The sequence below is a fragment of the Streptococcus sp. CF10-1 genome, assembly GCF_024295825.1.
Classification (GTDB): Bacteria; Bacillota; Bacilli; order Lactobacillales; family Streptococcaceae; genus Streptococcus.
The window spans coordinates 187645-210740 of record NZ_JANCPQ010000004.1 but is presented as its reverse complement, the minus strand read 5'-3'; the positions used below and the strand labels follow the sequence as shown (position 1 = coordinate 210740).

26 protein-coding genes are annotated in these 23096 nt (G+C 40.4%); 24 read left to right on the top strand and 2 right to left on the bottom strand.

Translation table 11 applies throughout. The annotated features are described in order from the left end of the window. The first annotated feature begins 98 nt into the window (after positions 1–98). The 6 genes from NMM25_RS06925 (at position 99) to NMM25_RS06895 (ending at position 6283) form a co-directional block, all read left to right on the top strand. On the top strand, positions 99–695 hold the full coding sequence (locus NMM25_RS06925) for a TetR/AcrR family transcriptional regulator (protein ID WP_254736372.1): 597 nt from the start codon (positions 99–101) through the stop codon (positions 693–695). After that, positions 692–1261, top strand: coding sequence for an NAD(P)H-dependent oxidoreductase (locus NMM25_RS06920; RefSeq protein WP_254736371.1), 570 nt, complete (start codon positions 692–694; stop codon positions 1259–1261). The genes NMM25_RS06925 and NMM25_RS06920 overlap by 4 nt, the downstream gene beginning before the upstream one ends. A gap of 82 nt (positions 1262–1343) precedes the next feature. Continuing rightward, on the top strand, positions 1344–3686 hold the full coding sequence (locus NMM25_RS06915) for an ATP-binding cassette domain-containing protein (protein ID WP_254736370.1): 2343 nt from the start codon (positions 1344–1346) through the stop codon (positions 3684–3686). 488 nt (positions 3687–4174) lie between these two features. Then, the gene (locus NMM25_RS06910; RefSeq protein ID WP_254736369.1) at positions 4175–4282 is read left to right on the top strand and encodes an NAD(P)H-dependent oxidoreductase; all 108 of its coding nucleotides are present in this window, start codon (positions 4175–4177) and stop codon (positions 4280–4282) included. A 442-nt stretch (positions 4283–4724) separates the two neighbouring features. After that, the gene (locus tag NMM25_RS06900; protein WP_061407315.1) at positions 4725–5132 is read left to right on the top strand and encodes a hypothetical protein; all 408 of its coding nucleotides are present in this window, start codon (positions 4725–4727) and stop codon (positions 5130–5132) included. A gap of 461 nt (positions 5133–5593) precedes the next feature. Further along, the gene (locus tag NMM25_RS06895; RefSeq protein ID WP_007520719.1) at positions 5594–6283 is read left to right on the top strand and encodes an aspartate/glutamate racemase family protein; all 690 of its coding nucleotides are present in this window, start codon (positions 5594–5596) and stop codon (positions 6281–6283) included. 174 nt (positions 6284–6457) lie between these two features. Here NMM25_RS06895 and NMM25_RS06890 read toward each other — a convergent pair whose 3' ends face one another. After that, positions 6458–7012 (bottom strand): GNAT family N-acetyltransferase, encoded by a 555-nt coding sequence (locus NMM25_RS06890; RefSeq protein WP_000060287.1) that lies wholly within the window; start codon positions 7010–7012, stop codon positions 6458–6460. A 109-nt stretch (positions 7013–7121) separates the two neighbouring features. Between NMM25_RS06890 and NMM25_RS06885 the strand changes: the two genes are divergently transcribed. Both NMM25_RS06885 and NMM25_RS06880 read left to right on the top strand, forming a co-directional pair. Then, positions 7122–8492 (top strand): MATE family efflux transporter, encoded by a 1371-nt coding sequence (locus NMM25_RS06885; protein ID WP_254736368.1) that lies wholly within the window; start codon positions 7122–7124, stop codon positions 8490–8492. 96 nt (positions 8493–8588) lie between these two features. Then, positions 8589–9305 carry a YebC/PmpR family DNA-binding transcriptional regulator gene (locus NMM25_RS06880; RefSeq protein ID WP_000532898.1) on the top strand — a complete coding sequence of 239 codons (717 nt, stop codon included), beginning with the start codon at positions 8589–8591 and terminating at the stop codon, positions 9303–9305. A 47-nt stretch (positions 9306–9352) separates the two neighbouring features. Here NMM25_RS06880 and NMM25_RS06875 read toward each other — a convergent pair whose 3' ends face one another. Continuing rightward, entirely contained in the window at positions 9353–10039 is a 687-nt protein-coding gene (locus NMM25_RS06875; protein WP_254736367.1) for a DUF308 domain-containing protein, read from the bottom strand. A 193-nt stretch (positions 10040–10232) separates the two neighbouring features. On the opposite strand from NMM25_RS06875, the gene NMM25_RS06870 reads away from it, so the two are divergent. The 16 genes from NMM25_RS06870 (at position 10233) to rpsL (ending at position 23086) form a co-directional block, all read left to right on the top strand. Further along, entirely contained in the window at positions 10233–10694 is a 462-nt protein-coding gene (locus NMM25_RS06870) for a MarR family winged helix-turn-helix transcriptional regulator (RefSeq protein ID WP_254736366.1), read from the top strand. Continuing rightward, positions 10678–12447, top strand: coding sequence for an ABC transporter ATP-binding protein (locus NMM25_RS06865; protein ID WP_254736365.1), 1770 nt, complete (start codon positions 10678–10680; stop codon positions 12445–12447). The genes NMM25_RS06870 and NMM25_RS06865 overlap by 17 nt, the downstream gene beginning before the upstream one ends. Further along, entirely contained in the window at positions 12437–14197 is a 1761-nt protein-coding gene (locus NMM25_RS06860) for an ABC transporter ATP-binding protein (protein WP_254736364.1), read from the top strand. The genes NMM25_RS06865 and NMM25_RS06860 overlap by 11 nt, the downstream gene beginning before the upstream one ends. Before the next feature lie 96 nt (positions 14198–14293). After that, entirely contained in the window at positions 14294–14797 is a 504-nt protein-coding gene (locus tag NMM25_RS06855) for a phosphatase PAP2 family protein (RefSeq protein WP_254736363.1), read from the top strand. Positions 14798–14910: 113 nt separating this feature from the next. After that, entirely contained in the window at positions 14911–15357 is a 447-nt protein-coding gene (locus tag NMM25_RS06850; protein WP_125840976.1) for a LytTR family DNA-binding domain-containing protein, read from the top strand. Between the two features lie 5 nt (positions 15358–15362). Next, a complete protein-coding gene (locus tag NMM25_RS06845; RefSeq protein ID WP_084868251.1) occupies positions 15363–16037 on the top strand; it encodes a hypothetical protein in 675 nt (224 codons plus the stop codon). Between the two features lie 106 nt (positions 16038–16143). Further along, positions 16144–16332 carry a 50S ribosomal protein L28 gene (gene rpmB, locus NMM25_RS06840; RefSeq protein WP_001140948.1) on the top strand — a complete coding sequence of 63 codons (189 nt, stop codon included), beginning with the start codon at positions 16144–16146 and terminating at the stop codon, positions 16330–16332. Positions 16333–16484: 152 nt separating this feature from the next. Further along, positions 16485–16850: an Asp23/Gls24 family envelope stress response protein gene (locus tag NMM25_RS06835; RefSeq protein ID WP_000216435.1), complete on the top strand. Its 366-nt coding sequence runs from the start codon at positions 16485–16487 to the stop codon at positions 16848–16850. Positions 16851–16852: 2 nt separating this feature from the next. Further along, on the top strand, positions 16853–18520 hold the full coding sequence (locus NMM25_RS06830) for a DAK2 domain-containing protein (RefSeq protein ID WP_254736362.1): 1668 nt from the start codon (positions 16853–16855) through the stop codon (positions 18518–18520). A 124-nt stretch (positions 18521–18644) separates the two neighbouring features. Continuing rightward, positions 18645–18851 (top strand): hypothetical protein, encoded by a 207-nt coding sequence (locus NMM25_RS06825; RefSeq protein ID WP_000390701.1) that lies wholly within the window; start codon positions 18645–18647, stop codon positions 18849–18851. Then, entirely contained in the window at positions 18848–19042 is a 195-nt protein-coding gene (locus NMM25_RS06820) for a hypothetical protein (protein WP_125840979.1), read from the top strand. The genes NMM25_RS06825 and NMM25_RS06820 overlap by 4 nt, the downstream gene beginning before the upstream one ends. Continuing rightward, positions 19029–19904, top strand: a complete 876-nt coding sequence (locus NMM25_RS06815; protein ID WP_254736361.1) for an ABC transporter ATP-binding protein — start codon at positions 19029–19031, stop codon at positions 19902–19904. Before NMM25_RS06820 ends, NMM25_RS06815 begins: the two co-directional genes overlap by 14 nt. A gap of 12 nt (positions 19905–19916) precedes the next feature. Then, the gene (locus tag NMM25_RS06810; RefSeq protein ID WP_254736360.1) at positions 19917–20651 is read left to right on the top strand and encodes an ABC transporter permease; all 735 of its coding nucleotides are present in this window, start codon (positions 19917–19919) and stop codon (positions 20649–20651) included. 4 nt (positions 20652–20655) lie between these two features. Further along, positions 20656–21753, top strand: a complete 1098-nt coding sequence (locus NMM25_RS06805; protein ID WP_254736359.1) for a sensor histidine kinase — start codon at positions 20656–20658, stop codon at positions 21751–21753. A gap of 1 nt (position 21754) precedes the next feature. Further along, on the top strand, positions 21755–22354 hold the full coding sequence (locus tag NMM25_RS06800) for a response regulator transcription factor (protein ID WP_254736358.1): 600 nt from the start codon (positions 21755–21757) through the stop codon (positions 22352–22354). A 318-nt stretch (positions 22355–22672) separates the two neighbouring features. Then, complete coding sequence (gene rpsL / locus NMM25_RS06795; RefSeq protein ID WP_001142332.1) at positions 22673–23086, top strand: 30S ribosomal protein S12; 414 nt, start codon at positions 22673–22675, stop codon at positions 23084–23086. Positions 23087–23096: the final 10 nt, after the last annotated feature.

The window sequence follows — 23096 nt, the reverse complement described above, 5'->3', positions numbered from 1 at the left end:
TACAATGAAAAGGGATTTTATTATACTCTTAGAATTGACAAAACAATGTAGACAGTGTATACTAACGATATAGACAACGTATACTTTTGGAGGAGATTATGAAACGTAACACAGCTGAATTGAAAGAAAGACTCATTCAGACAGGAGTGGAAGAAATCAAAAAACATGGCATTGAACAACTTTCGCTGAGAACTATCGCTAAATCTTGTGGTGTGACCCACGGAACTCCTTACCGCCATTTTGAAAGCAAAGAAAATTATTTAAAAGTGGTTTTAAAACGCCTCTCTACTTTTCTCAATCAAGAAATGCAACAGGAAATTGATTTGGAAGCTTCTGCTCGTCATCAATTGACTAAAATGGGTTTTAACTTCATCACCTTTGCCAAACAGTATCCATATTTCTTTGAAGCTCTCTTTGTTAAATTTCCTTTCAAATATATGAAGGTCACACAGGATACTATTTCGCTGGATTCAGATTTGCCAGGTTTTGAAGAATTTAAGCGTATTGTTTTGAAGCTTCGTAAAGAGGAACAGTTCACCAATAGTGAAGCTGAAATATTGTTTCACTTTTGGAGTTTCATTTCAGGTCTTGCCGTTCTGGCGAACAGTCCCATTGGTTATGATTTTGATAACAAAGCGATTCAAACTACTATTGAGCATATGCTTGATATTTATATCAAAGGAGAACGATCATGAATATTTTAATCATCTATACTCACCCAACCCATCAAAGTTTTAACGGAGCGATTCTCAAGCAGGTTCAAGCTAACATTTCGAGCAAACATTCTGTTAAAACCTTAGATTTATACAATGAGCAATTTGACCCGATATTACGATTTGATGAAAGTCATAAACGGCGTGACTTGGACAAAGTTGTTGAAATGAAAGAATACCGTGATTTGATTACCTGGGCGGATCATCTAATCTTTATTTTCCCTCTTTGGTGGAGTGGCATGCCTGCCATACTTAAAGGGTTCATTGATCGTGTCTTTGTAGCTGGTTTTGCTTATTCTTATAAAAAAGTCGGTCTTGAAGGGCATTTACAAGGGAAATCTGCTTGGATTATCACAACACATAACACCCCTTCTTTTGTAGTACCTTTTGCTCAGGACTATGGTAAAGTCCTGAAAAATCAAATTTTAAAAACTTGTGCTGTTGCACCGGTTAAATTGACTCAATTAGCAGATGTCGAAAAGATTTCTGATGATAAACGCCAACAATTTTTGGAAGACATAGCTCAGATCGCCAGCTGCATTCGATAAATGTCAATAAAATTATAAAAACAGGCTTTTCTTGGAATTTTGACTGTATGTCAGGTAGAGAGTAAGAAGAGAGGAGATGCTGATGTTAGAATTAAAGCATATTACAAAGATTTACAATAGTGGTGAGGAAGAAAACCGAGTACTGAATGATGTATCCATCTGTTTTGGTGAACATGAATTTGTCTCTATCCTAGGCGCTAGTGGCAGTGGCAAAACAACTCTCCTCAATATTATTGGTGGTTTAGATAGTTATGATGAAGGAGATATGATTGTAGATGGCACTTCGACGAAATCTTTCAAAGATAAAGATTGGGATAGTTATCGTAATGGGACCATTGGTTTCATCTTTCAAAATTACCAGCTCATCAGCCATTTGTCAGTATTAGAAAATGTTAAAATAGCTCTATCTATCTCAGGTTTATCCAATAAAGAAAGTCAGGAAAGAGCAGTTGTAGCTCTGAAAGATGTTGGACTGGAGCAGCATATTCACAAGAAACCCAATCAATTATCTGGTGGTCAGATGCAGCGAGTGGCTATTGCTCGGGCCTTGGTAACCAATCCTAAAATTATTTTAGCTGATGAACCTACTGGCGCACTAGACAGTAGCACTAGTATACAAATTATGGAATTGATTAAGAAAATCAGTCAGGGTAAGTTGGTTATCATGGTGACTCATAATCCTGAGTTGGCAGAAAAATGTAGTAGTCGAATTGTCCGATTATCAGATGGAAAGATTATCGAAGATACAGCCCCAAATCCTCAAATTGATTCCAATAAGGGTTACAAGCTGGGCAAAACTTCTATGTCTTTTACTCGGGCAATTAGCTCTAGTTTTAAAAATTTACTGACTAAGAAAGTTCGGAGTATTTTAACGATTTTTGCAGCAAGTATTGGAATTATAGGTATTGCTTCTGTTTTAGCGATTTCATCTGGGATGAATGGCTATATTAAAAGTATGCAGGAAGACACCCTTTCCACTATGCCCATAACTATATCAGCAGCAGACTCAGGAGGAATTCGAACCTTATCCGATCGATTAGCAGAAAAAACTGAAGAACCAATCAAAGAAATCAAGGTAGCTGAGCAAGGGAAAACACATCAGAATCGTTACACTGAAGATGCTCTAGGGGGAAAAGACGGCGATTTCATCTCATATATGAAAAAGCATGCTAAATCTTACTACAAAAGTCTAAATTTCAATACTGGTTATACTCTTAAGGCTTTTGTCAAGGATACAGATGGTCAGATCCATCAGATTCAAGATAATGTGGTACGAACTTTAATGGCAACTACTACCAACTTTGCAGTTCTTCCAACAGATGAAACCACCATTACGGATAAGTACCGATTAGTTGCTAGCGAAGATAAGATATTTAAGTATCCAACTGCTAATCAAGCTATTCTATTTTTAGATTCAGATGGTAGTTTAAGCGAACAACAACTTGCTATGTTAGGATATAAGGGAAAAAATAAAGTAAAGATAGAAGAACTTCTTGGTAAAGAAATCCATGTTCTTACAAATGACCAATATTTCCGACAAATTGGAGAGCGCTTTATTCCTAATGAAGTGACAGACAGCCTTTATCAAGAAGGGCAAACTCTGAGAATAACAGAAATCATGCAGCTAAAGGATGCTACCACAACCCCATTTAATGGAACGATTGGCTATAGTCAAACTTTTCTCAATCAATTATTGGAGGTAGAAAAAAGTTCAGCTATTGTTCAAGCACAGGAAAAAAGCCAGACCCGTAGTGTCTTGGACATCAGTGGCGAGGTTCTGTCAGAAGAAAGCTACCAAACAATGATGCAACAACTAGGAGGTGACAACACACCAACAAGTTTAAGTTTTTATGCCAAGTCTTTTGAAGATCGAAAGAAGATCCTGCAAACTATACACACCTTTAATGAAGATGTAGCCAAAAAATATGGCAAAAACAGCAATGATTATGAACGCTACTCTGTCTCCTATACGGATATGGCAAAAACAGTATCAGAGGCTTTTACTGATATTATTGGTTCTGTAACCTTTATTCTAACTGCCTTTTCAGGCATCTCACTGTTAGTTTCTTCCATTATGATTGGAATTTTAATCTATGTTTCTGTTGTAGAGAGAACGAAAGAAATCGGAATTTTGCGAGCTCTGGGAAGCCGTAAGAAAGATATTTCGCGCATTTTTAATGCTGAAGCAGGGCTGTTGGGTTTGAGCTCTGGGGTATTAGGTATCGGAATAGCAGCACTTCTGACTATTCCCATTAACCAATTGGTAGCTGATTCGTTGAATATCAAAGGTTTCACAGCTAACCTCTCTCCTGAGAATGCAGCTGTATTAGTGGCTCTTAGCATTGTTTTGACATTCTTTGCCGGCTATATTCCTTCCAAGATTGCCGCTCGCAAGAATCCTGTTGAAGCTCTTCGAACCGAATAGAGCAATGCATGAATTGGGAAATTCTATTCCTTTGGGTAATCTGAGATAGAGTCCTAAAGAGTATCTAAAAATAGTTTCATAATTTCTGTAGTAAGTAAAATTATCCTACTTCACTAATTTCCCATACCATTCGTAAAAACCAATAAAACACCGATAAGTATTTGAAATAGGGACTAGAGAATATTGGTCAAAATGATAGAAATTGTCTTGCTACACTAACAGATTTGCTATTTTCATTTCCTCAAATCAACTAGCTGTTAAAGTAGGATAATTATAACTGCTAATGGCTCTGATGGTGAAGTAATTGACAAATGAAATCACAACACCGGATAAAGATTGATGATTTCTTAATTCAAAAAATAGGAAGAAAAACTAAATCATAGAGCTCAGAAATGTCTAAATTGAATAATATCTTATGAAGTATCTATGAGAAATTTGTGCACCTAATTTGATAATTCAGTACCTAATAAATAGGGAGGAAAATATAGATGAAAACATTAATCATAGTGACACACTCAGATATGGGACATTCAACCATTAATAAACGTTGGATTGAGGAATTGGGGAAATACCTAGAAGAATATACAATTTCATGAATTATATAAAGAATGCCCAGAAGGTACTATAAATAAAAAAAGAGACTAGTAATTAGTTGAATCTCATCAAAACTTAGTTTTTCAATTTCCTATATTTAATTTTTCTAGTCCGTCATTGCTAAAAAGTGGATAGATAATGTATTAATTTATGGTTGGTCTTATGGTAAAAATGGAGGAGAAAAATATCATTAGCAGTATCTGCTGGGATTCAGGAAAAGGATTATCAACCTGATGGGAAATATTATTATACTCTTGAGCAGGATTAGTTCCTTTTAAGATTTTATTTAAATTTTTATTGTCGCTGAAATTATCGTGATTTCGTTGCTTTTTATGGTTCAGAGAGGACACCCGGTTTCAACAAAGTAAGAAATTGAGAGAAGCGCATCTGCCTATATTCAATTTTTAAAACATATATAATATTGGTCGTTAGGAGGTATTTATTATGGCTGTTTTGCAACTTCATAGAAAATTAAGTTTTGTCAATGACAGAGGCTTGCTTTATCTGATAGTGGACGATGTCAATCAAGGCAAAGTTACTGCAATTGTAGATAAGCAAATTGAACTATCGGCAGGAAAACATTCTCTTTATATTAAAGACATTCTGGGATTTACAAGTCAGACATTACTTCTAGATATCAAAGAAAATGACAATGTCTCTGTTACAGTTGGAAACGCCCCCTCTTTCATTGTGTTAGTTGTTTTACTCCTTATCTTATTTATTCTGTTTAAGACTATGCCGTTTACAGCTGGTCTTTCTCTGGTGAATTGGGGGCTTCCAATTTTATGGATTATTTTCTTACTTTATTTAGTAGTTTTTCGCCGCCATAATCTTTATGATATTTCAAAATAAGGCAAACTTGCAGAGCAGTATGCTCAGTTCTCCTAGTTTTGTTTAAAGAATAGAATGAACAAGTTGAGAATTTGGCAATCAGATATTTTAGGTTGGGAATAATATATTGTAAGTAAGGGATTTTAGTAGTATAATGAGGACAGCCCGTTTGAATAACTACCACATTTTTTCTCACGGTATAATACAACAGGTTTTTTGTTAACTTATTCCACCTATCACTATGAATATAAACTATATAAATTAGCCAAAATTTGATGATAGAGTGATAAGCTAAAAATCTGGATTTAGTCATATAAATTAAGATTGTTATGAACTAAATTATTAGTGATCCCTTTGTGGAAGGATGTAAAGAAACGACTATCACGGAAGTGTTGTTTGCGATTGCCGTCGGAAACAGATCTCACAGTAGTATATTGTACAATTCATTGGCAATCATTAACAAGGAGGAGTTTAATTAGACGATGAAAACAATCGGTTTAATCGGGGGTATGAGTTGGGAAAGCACTACTTCTTACTACCAAATTATCAACGAAACTATCAAAAGGGAACTAGGCGGTCTGCATTCTGCTAAAATCCTGCTTTACAGTGTGGATTTTGCAGAGATTGAGCATTATCAGGCTGTTGGAGACTGGGACAAGAGTGCGCAGGTGCTGGCGGACATTGCCCAGCGCTTAGAGCAGGCGGGTGCGGACTTTATCGTCATCTGTACCAATACCATGCACAAGGTTGCGCCGCAGATTCAGAAGAAAATTGCAATTCCAATTTTGCACATTGCGCAAGCAACTGCTCAAGCCCTGGTAGATGATGGTATTCGAAAGGTTGGACTCTTGGGGACTAAGTATACCATGACCCAAGACTTTTACAAGGAGAAATTACTAGAATCTGGGCTAGAAGTGCTGATTCCAGACCAAGCAGGCATTGCGGACGTCAATCGGATTATCTATGATGAACTCTGTCTGGGAGATATCAGAGAAAGTTCAAAACAGACATATCTTACCGTTATAGACGATTTAAAAAATGCTGGTGCAGAAGCCGTTATCCTAGGCTGTACAGAGATTGGTCTTCTAGTAAAGCAATCTGATATAGCTCTTCCTCTTTATGACACAACAGTTATCCATGCAGAGAAAGCAGCGAAGATGGGGATTGAGTGAAAGAATGGTTGTATTTAGCTTAAGTTCTTAAGACTATGAGTCAATTATTGGGGGATTTACCCACTACAAATATTATAGAGTCATCATAAAAACGCATAATATCAGGTATTCAGAACCTTGATATTATGCGTTTTATTGTGAGAAAGTTCGTTAGACTTCTCTTCCTTGAAACAACTAATGATCACTAAAGCGTCTGTATTTGATGTGAAAGTCAAAATAATGTTCATCTTGTAATTTTTGGAAGATGTCGCGATAGGCTTCCTCGTCGAAATGGTCACCGCGGTAGAGAATTTCAAAACTCAAGCCATCATACTCTAGAAAAGCGTTAGCTGTTTTGAAGCCATTTTGTTGATAGAAGCTCATACGAGCTTTTCTTTGTTCCAAGTTATCGCATTCTTCATCCAACCGCTCTACTTCAAGCAACATGGTTCGCTGATAAAAATCAGTTAGTTTGTCGATAATTTCCTTCCCATATCCGTGACTTCTTAAGTGAGGCATGATGGCAAAAAAGCTAATATAGAAGGCCTTTTGGTTGGAGATGGCAAAAGCAAAGCCAACAAATTCTTCTTCGTTATAAAAAGCAAAAAAGTGGGCGTCATCACGGTCCTGATAGCGCAAAAACTCAGAAAGAGGGACCCGTTCTTCCTCGGGGAAAGCTTCGTTATTTAGCTTTTCAACTTTATCAAGATCTGGAAACACATCGGTTATTAATTGACTGGTCAAACTCATAAATGACCTCCTTTTCTTGATTATAGCAAATTGTCTCTCTGTAAGCAATTGATTTCAGGATTCGTTAAAGAATCTTGTCGGTCCTCTGGAAAGCTGATATAATATCTTTATGAATAAAAAACGAACAGTGGACCTGATTCATGGCTCCATTCTTCCCTCACTTTTGAGCTTCGCCCTTCCAATTCTGTTGTCCAATATCTTCCAACAGCTGTATAATACAGCTGACGTCTTGATTGTAGGGCGGTTCCTTGGACAAGAATCCCTAGCAGCAGTAGGAGCAACGACGGCTATTTTTGATCTGATCATCGGTTTTGCCCTCGGAGTTGGAAATGGGATGGGAGTTGTCATCGCTCGCCTCTACGGTGCTCGTAATTTTGCTAAGATTAAAGAAGCTGTTGCGGCAACTTGGATTCTGGGTGCTATCCTGAGTGCCCTTGTCATGCTGATGGGCTTCTTTGGCCTTTATCCACTCTTGCAATATTTAGAGACACCTGTAGAAATCCTTCCTCAATCCTACGAGTATATCTCCATGATTGTTACCTGTGTAGGGGTTAGTTTTGCTTACAATCTTTTTGCAGGCTTACTGCGCTCGATTGGTGATAGCCTTGCGGCTCTTGCTTTTCTTATCTTCTCAGCTATCGTTAATGTGATCTTGGATTTGTATTTTATTACGCAACTGCATCTGGGTGTTCAGTCTGCTGGTCTTGCGACTATTATCTCGCAAGGTTTGTCAGCAATCCTCTGTCATTTTTATATTCGTAAGAGTGTTCCAGAGCTTCTTCCGGGTCTCAAACATTTCAAATGGAATAAGGCTCTCTATGTGGATCTTTTGGAGCAGGGACTAGCCATGGGTCTGATGGGGTCAATCGTCTCTATCGGAAGTGTCATTTTGCAATCCTCTGTCAATAGTTTTGGTGCAGTCATTATCAGTGCTCAAACGGCAGCACGGCGAATCATGGCCTTTGCCTTGCTGCCAATGACAGCTATTTCAGCATCAATGACGACTTTTATCTCTCAAAACTTTGGTGCAAAACGTCCCGAACGTATTATCCAAGGCCTTCGTTTAGGGAGCTATTTGAGTATGTCTTGGGCAGCCTTTGCCTGTATTTTCCTATTTTTTGCCAGTCCTAGCCTAGTCTCTTTCTTGGCGAGTTCGACAGACAGCTATTTGGTAGAAAACGGGACCTTGTACTTACGTATCAGTTCGGTATTCTATCCATTTTTAAGTCTTTTATTGATTTATAGAAATAGCTTGCAGGGACTAGGCCAAAAACTTTTGCCACTTATATCTAGCTTTATAGAATTGTTTGGGAAAATTATTTTCGTAGCTTGGATTATTCCTTGGACAGGCTATACAGGTGTTATTCTCTGTGAACCGCTACTCTGGGTTGTGATGACTGTCCAACTTTACTTCTCCCTTTCCCGACACCCTTGGATAAAAGAAGGCAAGAAAATCGTGGCAGTCGGAGGGAAAGCCTAGCTTGCTTTGCAAAAGAAAATCCATTTCCTCTAGTGAAAATCAGCTAGACTTGTGTTATAATAAGAAAGATTAAAATGTGAAAAAAGGAGATTCCTAATGGGACGTAAATGGGCCAATATCGTAGCCAAGAAAACGGCTAAAGATGGAGCTAACTCTAAAGTATATGCAAAATTTGGTGTAGAAATCTATGTAGCAGCTAAAAAAGGGGAACCAGATCCAGAATCAAACACTGCTTTGAAATTCGTTATCGATCGTGCCAAACAAGCGCAAGTGCCGAAACACGTTATTGATAAGGCTATCGATAAGGCAAAAGGAAACACAGACGAAACCTTTACAGAAGGACGTTACGAAGGATTTGGACCAAATGGTTCGATGTTGATCGTTGATACTCTGACTTCAAACGTCAACCGTACAGCTGCGAACGTTCGTGCTGCTTTTGGTAAAAATGGCGGAAACATGGGTGCTTCAGGTTCTGTTTCTTACCTCTTTGACAACAAGGGTGTTATCGTATTTGCTGGTGATGATGCGGATGCTATCTTTGAATTGTTGCTTGAAGCAGATATTGATGTGGATGATGTAGAAGCGGAAGAAGGAACAATCACTGTTTACACAGCTCCAACAGACCTTCATAAGGCTATCGTTGCCCTTCGTGAGTCTGGCATCGAAGAATTCCAAGTGACTGAATTGGAAATGATTCCTCAATCAGAAGTTGAGTTGTCCGGTGAAGATTTGGAAACATTTGAAAAACTTTACAGCGTTCTTGAAGATGATGAGGACGTCCAAAAGATCTACACAAATGTCGATGGGTTCTAATAAAAAAGCGAACAGACTTGCTAGCTGTTCGCTTTTTATATTTGAGATTAGACTCTGATTCCAGAATCTCTTTGCTGCTGTCTTTCTCCTAGGCCTACAGCTATTTTATGAACTAGTAAGAGTTGACCATTATCCTGTTTTACAAAGGTCAGAGTAACGGTCTTGATTTTATCATCAATGCCAATATAGGTAATTTTCTTGGTGTCGTAGCCCTCAATGATTGAATCAAATTCGGAGTCTGGTAGTCCGTGTTTTTTGATGATATCCTTGTAGTTGGTGCCACCTTTTCCTTTGTTATCAAGGTCACCTTCGATTAAAGCGTCGAACTGTTCTTGGGTCCAAGTGAAGGAATCCTCTTCCTCCTCTTCAGGGAGTGAATCAATGGTATCATCTGTCAAGTCGCGTTCCATTGAGGAACTGGCTTCTCTATAGGAACGGTTAAACTCTCTGACAAACTCTTTGTAGACATTAGCATACAACATTTGGGTCGTAAGGAAGAGTATAATAGAAGCAATTGACAAGGATGTTCCGATAATGGCCATTGTTTTCCGTTTTTTGAGATTGGCAATAAGTCCGATAATACCTAAGATCAAAGCGACAATAGCGATGAAAAACGATAGATAGTTAATAAACGGGATCCAAGATCCTAAAAGTGCGATGGCTCCAAAAATGGTTGCTAAAATCCCTAAAACTTTTTGTTCTTCTGGTTTCATTTGAACGTTTTCTCCCTTCATCGAGTGAATGGATTCCTATCCATGGTAGCTAGTGCTTATTATAGAGAAAATATTCTCCAATGTCAATTTAGACTAGAATAGTTCTCTAGGAAACTTTTTTCTTGACATCTCCTCCGAAAGTGATAAAATAGTTCTCACGGAAACTAAATTAGTTCTCCAGAGAACTATATAAAATCATGAGAAGGGAGCAATCATGGACAAATCGTTGTTGATTTTTAAACGTTTTGGGTACCAGATCCACCTGATGTTGCAGAAAGAAGCCAAACGTTGCGGTATTGAATTTATGGGGGGACCGCAAGGGCAGGTCCTGCAGTTTTTAGATCGTCGTGAGCATAATCAAGAATTAACGCTTATCAAGGATATTGAGACAGAACTCAATATCACCAAGTCAGTTGCTAGCAACTTGGTCAAGCGTATGGTACAAAATGGTCTGGTCGAGTTAGAGGCCAGTCCAAGTGATAAACGAGCAAAACTTGTTCGTTTGACCGATAAATCACGATCTCAGATGCAAGAAGTTAAGGCGCTTTTTGAACGGATTGCCAGTAGCCTACTGGAAGGAATTTCAAAGGAAAAGCTAGCCGTTTTTGAAGAAGTTCTCGGACAACTACAGGCTAATGTAGAAAGAATAGGAGGAGAGAATGAAGAAACTTGCTAAACATATTACAGGAAAAGAGTGGGGGATGATCCTACTCACTGTTCTTTTCACTTGTTTCTCGGTCTATCTCGAGTTAGAAGTGCCGACCTATATTTCAGAAATAACAGAATTGATTGGAACACCGGGTACGGAGTTAGGACAACTATGGTCTCCTGCTGCCAAGATGATGGGATTATCTCTCCTAGCCTTTCTGTCTTCTGTAACAGTTGGATTTTTTGCTTCTCGTGTTGCAGCGTCTTACACAACTCACTTGCGAAGAGATGTTTTTAATCGTGTTTTAGATTTTTCGCAGACAGAGATCAAACGTTTTTCAATCCCAAGTCTCTTGACTCGGACGACCAATGATATTACCCAGGTACAGATGCTCTTTACCATGGGCTTGCAAGTGGTTACTCGTGGGCCAATTATGGCTATCTGGGCCATTGGAAAAATCCTTGGAAAATCGGAATACTGGCTCTGGGCGGTCGTTGTGGCTGTTATTGTGAATGTCTTGATGACCACCGTTCTCATGACTCTGGCCTTTCCAAAACAATCGGTCATCCAAAAATTGACAGATAAACTCAATAGCATCACTCGTGAAAGTTTGACTGGGATTCGAGTTGTTCGCGCATACAATGCGGAAGATTACCAAGATAAGAAATTTGAAGCAGCCAATGACGAAGTGACGCGTCTCAATCTCTTTGTCAATCGATTGATGGCGATTATGAACCCGATCATGATGGCGATTTCCAGTGGATTGAGTTTAGCCATTTACTGGATTGGTGCCTATATTATCAACGACGCAAGTTTGGCAGAACGTCTGCCACTCTTTAGTGATATGGTGGTCTTCATGTCCTATGCTATGCAGGTCGTGATGGGCTTCCTTCTCATGGGAGCGCTCTTTATCGTTCTTCCTCGTACCTTGGTTTCGGCAGGACGTATCAATCAAGTATTGGATCTGCATTCTTCTATTGAAAATCCTAGTCATGCACAGACAGCGGATCCTTCAGTTCAAGGACAAGTGGAATTCCGTGATGTGACTTTCCGCTACTCTAAAAACTCTGAAGCAGTCGTGGAACATGTCACTTTCAAAGCAGAAGCGGGTCAAACCGTAGCCTTCATCGGATCGACTGGATCAGGTAAGTCTACGCTTGTCAACCTCTTGCCACGTTTTTACGACGTTTCTGATGGACAAATCCTAGTGGATGGTGTCAATGTGCAAGATTATGACTTGGAAGATTTGCGCAATAAGGTCGGCTATATCCCTCAAAAAGCAGTCCTCTTTTCTGGAGATGTCAAGGGGAACTTGGACTTTGGTAAGAGCAAAGAAACTCCTCTAAGCGAAGCTGCTATGTGGCAAGCCCTTGAATTGGCCCAGTCTAAAAGCTTCATCGAGGACAAGGAAGCAGGTCTTGCATCAGAAGTGGCCCAAGGCGGAACCAACTTCTCAGGAGGTCAAAGACAGCGTCTGGCCATTGCGCGTGCCTTGGCTCGTAAACCAGAGATTCTCATCTTTGATGATTCCTTCTCAGCCTTGGACTACAAGACAGATCGTGTCCTACGCCAAGAGCTAGCCGAGAAAACAAAATCCATGACCAAGCTCATCGTAGCGCAGCGCATTTCTACCATTATGGATGCAGACTTGATCTTAGTATTGGATCAAGGAAAAGTCGTGGGACAAGGCACCCACAAGGAACTTCTAGCTACCAACGAAGTCTACCAAGAAATTGCCTACTCACAACTATCGAAGGAGGAATTGGAACATGGAAAATAAAAAAGTGTCGGTCTGGAAACAGTGCAAACCTTATATGGCAGGCCTCCAACTCCCTCTCCTAATAGCAGTTGTGGCTGCAGTCATTTCAAGTATCATTACCGTTTATGGTCCAACTAAGATTAAAGAAATTACTAACTTGATTTCAGATGGTTTGGCTACAGAAATCGACTTGGTAGCTGTGTCAAACATTGCTAGCTTTTTAGTGATTCTCTATGTATTTGGCGCCATTCTTAACTATACACAGGCCTATATCTTTTCAACGAGTATCCAACATTTTTCAAAACGCTTGCGGACGGCTATCGCTGAAAAGATTAATCGTTTGCCACTTGGCTATTTTGACCGTCATTCACAAGGAGATACCCTTTCGCGCGTGACCAATGATGTGGATACGGCAGCGCAATCTCTCAACCAAAGTTTAGGAACTGTTCTTTCAGCTAGTTTCTTGCTGATTGCCGTTTTGGTGACCATGTTTGGGATGAACTGGATTTTGGCATTGGTAACCGTTGTATCAACCCTTGTTGGTTTTGCGGCGGTTTCCGTAATCATGGCCAAGTCACAGGGTTATTTTAAAGCTCAGCAAAATAATCTAGCGGCCGTCAATGGTTACGTAGAAGAAATGTACTCAGGTCATAATGTTGTGACCAGCTACAACGCAGTGGACACCTCCAAAGCGAGATTTGCAGGTTTAAACCAAGACTTGCATGATAGTATCTGGAAATCTCAGTTTATCTCTGGTATCATGATGCCAGCCATGTTCTTTGTTGGGAACTTTAGTTATGTCTTAGTCATCATCGTTGGGGCCGCGCTGGCGTTAGAAGGGCATATCACTATAGGGATTATCGTAGCCTTTATGGTTTACGTACGGACCTTCTCTCAACCTCTGTCACAGATTGCCCAAGGGATTACGAGCTTGCAACAAGCGAGCGCAGCCATGACTCGTGTATTAGAATTTCTAGCTGAAGCAGAGATGCAGGATGAATCTCACAAGGAAAGACAATTGAGTAGCATGAAAGGGGAAGTGGTTTTTGATCACGTATCCTTTGGCTATACACCAGAGCGCACCATCATCCATGACTTTTCTGCGACAGCTCATGCAGGTCAGAAAGTCGCTATCGTTGGACCGACTGGAGCTGGTAAGACAACCATTGTCAATCTTTTGATGAAGTTCTATGAGCTAGATAAGGGAAGTATCCGCATCGATGGTGTGGATACCAAGGACATGAAGCGCTCAGAAGTACATGATGCCTTTTCAATGGTCTTGCAAGATACTTGGCTCTTTGAAGGAACGATTCGAGAGAACCTGATCTATAATCAGACAGACATCAGTGATGAACGAATGATGGAAGCCAGCAAGGCTGTGGGAATCCACCACTTTATCATGACTTTGCCAGATGGTTACGATACTGTTTTGGATGACACCGTGACCTTGTCTGTTGGACAAAAACAGCTCTTGACCATTGCTCGTGCCCTTCTCAAAGATGCACCGCTCTTGATTTTGGATGAAGCGACCTCTTCTGTCGACACACGTACAGAGGAATTGATTCAAAAAGCCATGGACCGTTTGATGGAGGGCAGAACTTCCTTTGTCATCGCCCATCGCTTGTCTACTATTCGTAATGCCGACTTGATTCTTGTCATGAAAGATGGCAATATCATCGAGCAAGGCAATCACGAGGAGCTGATGGCGCAAGGTGGCTTCTACGCTGATTTGTACAATAGTCAATTTACAGAAGACGAAGCAGAAGAATAAATCAAAAGAAGGCTTGACGGCCTTCTTTTTCTGCACTATACTAGAAGATAAACGTCTCACCTGTAGACGAAAACAAGGTAATGAATGAGAAATTTAATGAAAAATTATCAAGAATGGTATAGCAACCTTAGCTCCAAACTAACTAGCCATCCCACCCTTCTATTTCTGTTACGCAGTTTTAATCGCTTGATGACAGTCGCCATGCCCCTGGTCTATCTGACCTTGCTAGTCACTACTTATCTGAAACTGGGACTGGGTCAGCAAGTTGGGGTTTATGTGCTTATTCCTGCATCAGGTTTTGTGATTTTGTCTCTTTTTCGTAAGAGAATCAACCACCCGCGACCTTATGAAACTTGGGACATCCGTCCCCTGCTTGACAAGGATAGTTCGGGACAGTCGTTGCCCAGTCGCCATGTCTTTTCGGCAACTATTATCTCCATGGCCTGTCTGCATGCTAGTCTACCTGTTGGCTTAGCATGCCTGCTCTTTTCAGCTTTGCTGGGCTTGGTGAGAGTTTTAGGGGGTGTTCATTATCCCAAGGATGTCTTGGTTGGCTATGCTTGTGGTCTGGTGTGGGGGTTCCTTTTCTTCCTATTCTGACATGTAAGTTAGGCTGGTCCTACAACCACTTACTGCTTCATATTGACCACTTGCTTTTTTACCCTTGTATTCCTAACTTAGCTTTGATATAGTAGAGTCAGAAAGGAGATGTGATGAAGTTACGAATTGAGATTGACGGCAATTTAGAGGAGATTGAAATTGTCATCAAGACCCCTGCTTTGACAGATGAAATTGCAGACTTGCAACGACTTTTGCAAGAGTCAAAGGCTCCGAGGGTGACTTTTTACAAGGGGACAGGTGAATATTATCTAGACCTGTCAGAAATTCTCTTCTTTGAAACAGAAGGGAGCAAGATTTACGCTCATACACAGAAGGAAGCCTATGAGGTTCGTCTCAAACTCTATGAGTTGGAGTCCATCTTGCCTCGCTATTTTAGTCGAGTGTCCAAGTCAACGATCACAAACATCCGTCAGATATACTCGGTGGACAAGTCCTTTTCAGGAACGGGCACCATTTCCTTTTATCAGACGCACAAGGAGGTTCATGTCTCACGGCATTACCAATCCCTCCTAAAAGAAAATCTAAGAAACATGAGGTAAAAGACATGAAAAAGAAAGCATTTGGTATTGTTTTATTGGTTTTAGCAGCCTGGATCTTGCTGCAAGGAAATTTTGGCATTCCTTCTTTGGATGGTAAGATATGGCCTTTGCTAGGAATTGTTTTTTTTGCTTATAAGTCCATTGAGTCCATCCTTAGACGCCATCTAACTGCGGCAGTTTTTACAGGTTTACTGGCGCTCATCATTGCAAATTATGCTTATGACTTGTTGCCGGTGCCTAATCATTCTCTCATCTGGGCTAGCATCTTAGTGGTACTCGGTGTTGGTTATCTGACACATTCAAGTAAGTTCTGGCATGAAAAAAAGTGGTGGTACAATGGAGAAAAAACAGTCATTACGGATAAGGAAGTCGTATTTGGAAGCGGGACTTTCTATAAGCAAGATCAAGATATTGTAGACGACCAAGTGGAAGTCGCGTTTGGGGATGCTAAAATCTACTATGACAATGCAGAGATGTTAGGTGATTTTGCGACTTTAAATATTGAAGTGGCTTTCGGAAATGCAACAGTATATGTCCCACAACACTGGCGTGTCGATTTGAAAGTAGAAACATCCTTTGGTGCAGCTAAGGCAGATGCTCCTGTAGCACCAACCAGTAAAACTTTGATTATTCGTGGGGAAGTTGCTTTTGGTAAACTTGGAGTTGTTTACGTTAAATAAAAAAAGTCTCCTAATTTCCTTGCCAAAATAGAGAAAGTGTGATAACATAGTACGGTATGTGGTGCTAGCACATCCGCTATATTAGATCTAATGGGAGGAAAACACAATGGCTAAAGTATGTTACTTTACAGGTCGTAAGACTGTATCAGGAAACAACCGTTCACACGCGATGAACCAAACAAAACGTGCCGTAAAACCAAACCTTCAAAAAGTTACTGTTCTTATCGATGGTAAACCTAAAAAAGTTTGGGCTTCAGCTCGTGCTTTGAAATCAGGTAAAGTTGAACGCGTTTAATAAAAATGAAAAGACCGCTTAGGTCTTTTTCTTTTGCTCTAGAGATAAAACCATTTGAAAAATAGAGTAAATATCCGCCGATACAGCATTCTGCTTTTACACTTGGGCTGAAATATGATAAAATAGAGTATCAACTAGTTGAGGTAAAAAAAATGACTGTAAAAATTAATACAAAAGATGGTCAAATCGAACTGACAGATGAAGTGATTGCAACCGTAGTAGGTGGTGCCGCAACTGAGATTTTTGGAGTGGTCGGTATGGCTAGTAAAAATGCCCTCAAAGACAATTTCCAAGCCCTCCTTGGTAAGGAAAATTATTCTAAGGGTGTTGTCGTGAAGGCAGCCGAAGATGGTAGCATCGCAGTTGATGTTTATACCGTGTTGAGCTACGGAATAAAGATAAGCGAAGTGTCAAAAAACATTCAAGAGCGTGTTCGCTTTAGTCTAGAAAATCAACTAGGAATTACTGCTCAGACTGTGAATGTCTACATTCAAAATATCAAAGTTGTAGGAGAATAATCGTGTCAAAAATTACTACCAGTTTATTCCAAGAGATGGTGCAGGCTGCATCAACTCGTTTGAATAAGCAAGCAGAATATGTCAATTCATTGAACGTCTTTCCAGTTCCAGATGGAGATACTGGGACAAACATGGGAATGACCATTGAAAATGGTGCGAAAGAAGTAGCAGACAAGCCTGCTTCTACAGTTGGAGAAGTAGCGAGCATTCTTGCCAAAGGGCTCTTGATGGGTGCGCGTGGGAACTCAGGGGTTATCACTTCTCAGCTCTTCCGTGGCTTCTCTCAGGCTATCAAGGGAAAAGATGAATTAACAGGTCAAGACTTGGCTCTTGCCTTCCAATCTGGTGTCGAAGTAGCTTATAAAGCGGTTATGAAACCAGTTGAAGGAACCATTTTGACTGTTTCTCGTGGTGCTGCCATTGGGGCTAAGAAAAAAGCCGAGGAGACAGATGATGCTGTTGAGGTCATGCGTGCAGCCTTGGAAGGCGCGAAAGCAGCTTTGGCTAAGACACCAGAAATGCTTCCAGTCCTTAAGGAAGTTGGTGTGGTAGACTCAGGTGGTCAAGGTTTGGTCTTCATTTACGAAGGCTTCCTTTCAGCTCTTACTGGTGAATACAGTGCTTCTGAAGACTTTGTAGCGACTCCTGCCAACATGAGTGAAATGATCAATGCAGAGCACCACAAGTCTGTAGCAGGGCATGTGGCAACTGAAGATATTACCTTCGGTTACTGTACGGAGATCATGGTAGCCCTCAAACAAGGTCCAACTTATTCTAAGGACTTTGACTACGATGAATTCCGTAACTACTTGAATGAACTCGGTGACTCGCTCCTTGTTGTCAATGATGATGAAATCGTCAAAGTTCACGTCCATACAGAAGATCCAGGTCTTGTCATGCAAGAAGGTCTTAAATATGGTAGCTTGATCAAGGTCAAAGTGGACAACATGCGTAATCAACACGAGGCGCAAGTTGAAAAAGAAGCGACTCAAGGAAATAAGCCCGCTGAAACAAAAGAGTACGCCCTTATCGCAGTAGTAGCAGGTCAAGGCTTGGCAGATATCTTCCGTGCCCAAGGTGTGGATTATGTCATCGAAGGCGGGCAGACGATGAATCCTTCAACAGAAGACTTTATCAAGGCTGTTGAACAGGTCAATGCTCGCAACATCATCTTCTTGCCAAACAACAAAAATATCTTTATGGCAGCTCAGTCTGCGACTGAAGTGCTTGAACAACCAGCTGTTGAAGTAGAAGCACGTACAATTCCTCAAGGGTTGACCAGTCTTCTTGCCTTTGATCCAAGCAAATCAATCGAAGAAAACAAAGAACGCATGACTGCAGCCCTTGGTGATGTGGTCAGCGGTAGTGTAACAACAGCCGTTCGTGATACAACTATCGATGGTTTGGAAATTCATGAAAATGACAATCTTGGTATGGTCGATGGTAAGATCCTCGTATCAAACCCTGATATGCACCAAACCTTGACGGAAACATTGAAACATATGTTGGATGAAGACAGTGAAATCGTAACTTTCTATATTGGTGAAGATGGAAGTGGAGAATTGGCTAACCAAATCGCCCAAGAAATCACAGAAGAATTCGAAGATGTAGAAGTAGAAATCCACCAAGGACAACAACCTGTATATCCATATCTTTTCAGTGTAGAATAAAAATTTAATCGATTAAAAAGAAAGTTGATTTTGCAGCTTTCTTTTTTTATGACATTTGTCATATTTCCTAGTGACAGAAGCATCTAGCTCCGCTAACTTCAAAAGACTATAATTGAAGTATGAAATGGAGGAAGAAGAAATGAAAAATAAAATGATTGTCGCAGTGAGTTTAGTAGCAGCAGGAGTTATGACCTATCTCATGTTTTCAGGATTGGACGAGGGTTTCTACCATTTTCCTTGGGAGCTCTTTGCTGGCTTTGGAATGATGTCTTGGCTTGTCAGAGAAGGTTTGAAATTGGTCAGAGATGTGAAAAAGGAGTTTGAGGAATGAAAAAAACAATCATCTATTTCTTTATCGGCCTGTCACTCTTGGTATGGTTAGTGGAAATGTTTACTGGTTGGTTTGACCAAACCGTGCTTCGCCAATTTATTCGTGGTGCTTGGGGTTTTGGATTTATGATTTTCGTTGTTTTCCCTATGGGAATGAAGTGGTTGAAAGGAGAATCTCATGACTGTGATTAAAGTTGAGAAATTGAGTAAGAAAATAAAAGACAAGGAGATCTTGCGGAACGTCTCCTTTAAAATCAACGAAGGTGAATGTGTCGCCTTGATTGGGCCTAACGGAGCAGGAAAAACAACCTTGATTGATTGCCTCTTGGGGGACAAGTTCATGAGCTCAGGTCAGGTCGCCATTCAAGGCTTTGCTCCAACAGATCCTCGATTAAAGCAGCTTATTTCTGTCTTGCCTCAAGAAAATGCAGTTGTTCAAAGCTTGAAAGTGAAAGAACTTCTATCATTTTTCAAGTCACTTTATCCCGACAGTCTTGCAGATAAAGAAATTGATGACTTGCTGAGATTCTCAGACAAGCAGAAAAATCAGCTAGCGGGCAAGTTATCTGGTGGGCAAAAACGTTTGTTCTCTTTCGTCTTGGCTTTAATAGGTCGTCCGAAAATTCTATTTTTAGACGAACCAACTGCTGCTATGGATACCTCGACACGTCAGCATTTTTGGGAGATTGTCGATCGGTTGAAGCAAAATGGTGTCACCATTGTCTATTCTTCTCATTATATCGAAGAGGTAGAGCATACGGCCGACCGCATCTTGGTCCTCCACAAGGGAGAATTGATTCGCGATACGACGCCTTATGCCATGCGTGGTGAAGAACAAGAAAAACATTTTACGGTACCTCTAACTTATCAGGAAGTTATCAGCGCTTTGGACCAGGTTCAAGAGATTGAAACCAAGCAAAATGCTCTTTCCTTCACAACCAGAGAAGCCAGTCAGGTATGGGAAGCCTTGCAAGAACAGGGCTGTACGATCGAAGAAATTGAAGTTCGCAATCGAACTCTCTTAGATAGTATCTTTGAAACGACTCAAGATTAAAGGAGATTGACGATGAAAAATATGACAAGTCTCATGAAAATGGAAATCATTCTGATGAAACGGCAGGCAGTCTACTACTTGCTATCCATCGGACTCCCAAGCGTGTTTTACCTTATCTTCTCTGGTATGATGTCAGGGTCAGACATTCCAGAAATCGCTCTTCAAGCCTATCTCTTTGCTATGACGGTCTTTAGTATCATGTCAAGCGCCTTTTTCAGTATTCCTAGCACACTCGAGTCTGATAAGACAAACAACTGGCAAAAATTGATTCAACATTCTCCTGTTTCTATGGTAGAATATTATGTATCAAAACTGTTCAGTACTCTACTGACTTTCTTGCTATCAATTATAGTTGTCTTTTCGGTTGGCCATTTTGTCCGTGGAGTGACTCTGCCTTGGCTTGACTGGTTGGTGATTGGAGCTATTTTGCTGGTCGGAAGCGTGGTCTTTATCAGCATGGGTGTCTTGGTGAGCTTGCTTCCCAGTGCTCAACTGATGACGGTTATTGGAAATATTGCCTATATTGCTTTGGCTGTCCTAGGTGGACTCTGGTTCCCTTTGAGTTCCTTTCCAGAATGGCTCCAATCTATTGGAAAACTGACTCCAACCTATCAACTGATGCAGGTTGTCTCTACTTATTTGGAGCACCACGAGTTTAACATTCTTGCTGCCTTGGTTGTACTAGGCTATACGGTTTTCTTTAGTGTATTGGTAATTCAGCTGAAAAAACGGATTGAGGTAAAATAAATCTATGTTGGAAAAATTAAAAAACACTCATTATATGTTTCATATTTCGTTAGTGTTTATCATCTTTCCTATAGCGGGTGTCATCGTTGGAGAGTACCCGCTTTTAACCTTGTTATGGACCCTACTATTTGTCCTAGCTTTCTATTCGGTTTTAGTCAGTCAGAATCGCACCGTGCAGTGGCTAGCTTGGTGGATCATGCTTGCTTACATTTTTTACAGTTCCGTCTGGTTAAATGTGGGTTTCGCTTGGTTTATCTTTTATTTATCAAACCTCCTCGTTTACCAACTGGATGGGATTTCTTTTCACTCTTGGCGTTTTGTCAGTTTTATTGTCTTGCAACCCTTGATTTTGACAGGGATTTATCTGGTTAATCAAGTTAGCCCCTGGCAACTGCTCTTTTTCTTGGTGACTTTTATCTTTTCTGATGCCTTTACTTTTGGCCTTTATCGCATTCGGATGACAGAAGAACTAAAAGAAGAAAAGAGAAAGCAAAATGCCAAGCTCAATCTTTTCTTGGCTGAAAATGAACGCAGTCGTATCGGTCAGGATCTTCATGACAGTCTAGGCCATACCTTTGCCATGTTGAGTGTGAAGACGGATCTTGCCCTCCAGCTTCTTCAAATGCAGGCCTATCCTCAAGTGGAAAAAGAGTTAAAAGAAATTCATCAGATCAGTAAAGAATCCATGAATGAAGTTCGTACAATTATCGACAATCTTAAAACCAGAACCCTTGCTTCCGAATTTGCGACTGTTAAAAAAATGCTGGAAATTGCAGGAATTGAGACAGAAATCAATCACCAACTAGATACAGCTAGCCTAACTCAGGAATTAGAATCAACGGCCTCCATGATTTTACTTGAGTTAGTGACCAACATCATCAAACATGCCAAAGCGTCGAAAGCCTACTTAAAATTAGAACGAACTGAGAAAGAACTCGTTCTAACAGTGAGAGATGATGGATGTGGCTTTGCTTCACTAAAAGGAGATGAACTCCATACCGTTCGAGACCGTGTCCTTCCTTTTTCAGGAGAAGTAAAAGTGATCAGTCAGAAACATCCGACTGAAGTGCAGGTTCGGCTACCTTATAAGGAGAGAAACTAAGATGAAATTACTTGTTGCGGAAGATCAAAGTATGTTGCGAGATGCTATGTGCCAGTTGCTTACCTTTCAACCAGATGTAGATTCTGTCCTACAAGCCAAGAATGGACAAGAAGCAATCCAACTTTTAGAAAAAGAATCTGTAGATATCGCCATTCTTGACGTAGAAATGCCTGTTAAGACAGGCCTCGAAGTCTTGGAGTGGATACGAGCAGAAAAGCCAGAAACAAAGGTGGTTGTGGTGACGACCTTCAAGCGCCCTGGCTATTTTGAACGTGCGGTCAAGGCTGGAGTGGATGCTTATGTCTTAAAAGAAAGAAGCATTGCAGACCTCATGCAAACCTTGCACACTGTTCTCGAAGGGCGCAAGGAGTATTCGCCTGAATTGATGGAAGTGGTGATGGCGCACCCCAATCCGTTAACAGAGCAAGAAATCGCTGTTTTAAAGGGAATCGCTCAGGGTTTGTCTAATCAAGAAATCGCAGATCAGCTTTATCTATCAAATGGAACCGTCCGAAACTATGTCACCAATATTCTTTCGAAACTAGATGCTGGTAATCGAACAGAGGCAGCCAACATTGCAAAAGAATCTGGTTGGCTTTGATAAGAAGGGTTAAAAAATTCCGAAATGACAACTTGAATCAAAGGAAAACCATACTAGAAAAAAGGAGGCAAATTGCCTCCTTTTTAGGTTTAGAAAAGCGGTTAGAGCTAGTGTCAAAGAGATAAAAGATCAGAATAAAAATGAAAAATATCTTGACAATGAAGGAAAAATTGTGTTACAATAATAGACGGTACTTTTTACTTTTGGTCTCTCAAAAGTGTACAGGGACGTGCTGACAAATGTTGCAAAAGTACACACAGATGGTAGCTGTCACCAAGTGTATCATCACCAAAAATAAAAAAACACAGGAGAATGTAGATGCCTACAATTAACCAATTGGTTCGCAAACCGCGTAAATCAAAAGTAGAAAAATCTAAATCACCAGCTTTGAACGTTGGTTACAACAGTCATAAAAAAGTTCAAACAAACGTTTCTTCACCACAAAAACGTGGTGTTGCAACTCGTGTTGGAACAATGACACCTAAAAAACCTAACTCTGCCCTTCGTAAATTTGCTCGTGTACGTTTGAGCAACCTTATCGAAGTTACTGCCTACATCCCAGGTATTGGACACAACTTGCAAGAGCACAGCGTGGTGCTTCTTCGCGGTGGACGTGTAAAAGACCTTCCAGGGGTACGTTACCATATCGTCCGTGGTGCACTTGATACTGCAGGTGTTAACGATCGTAAACAAGGCCGTTCTAAATACGGTACTAAACGTCCAAAAGCATAAGGAAAGGGGA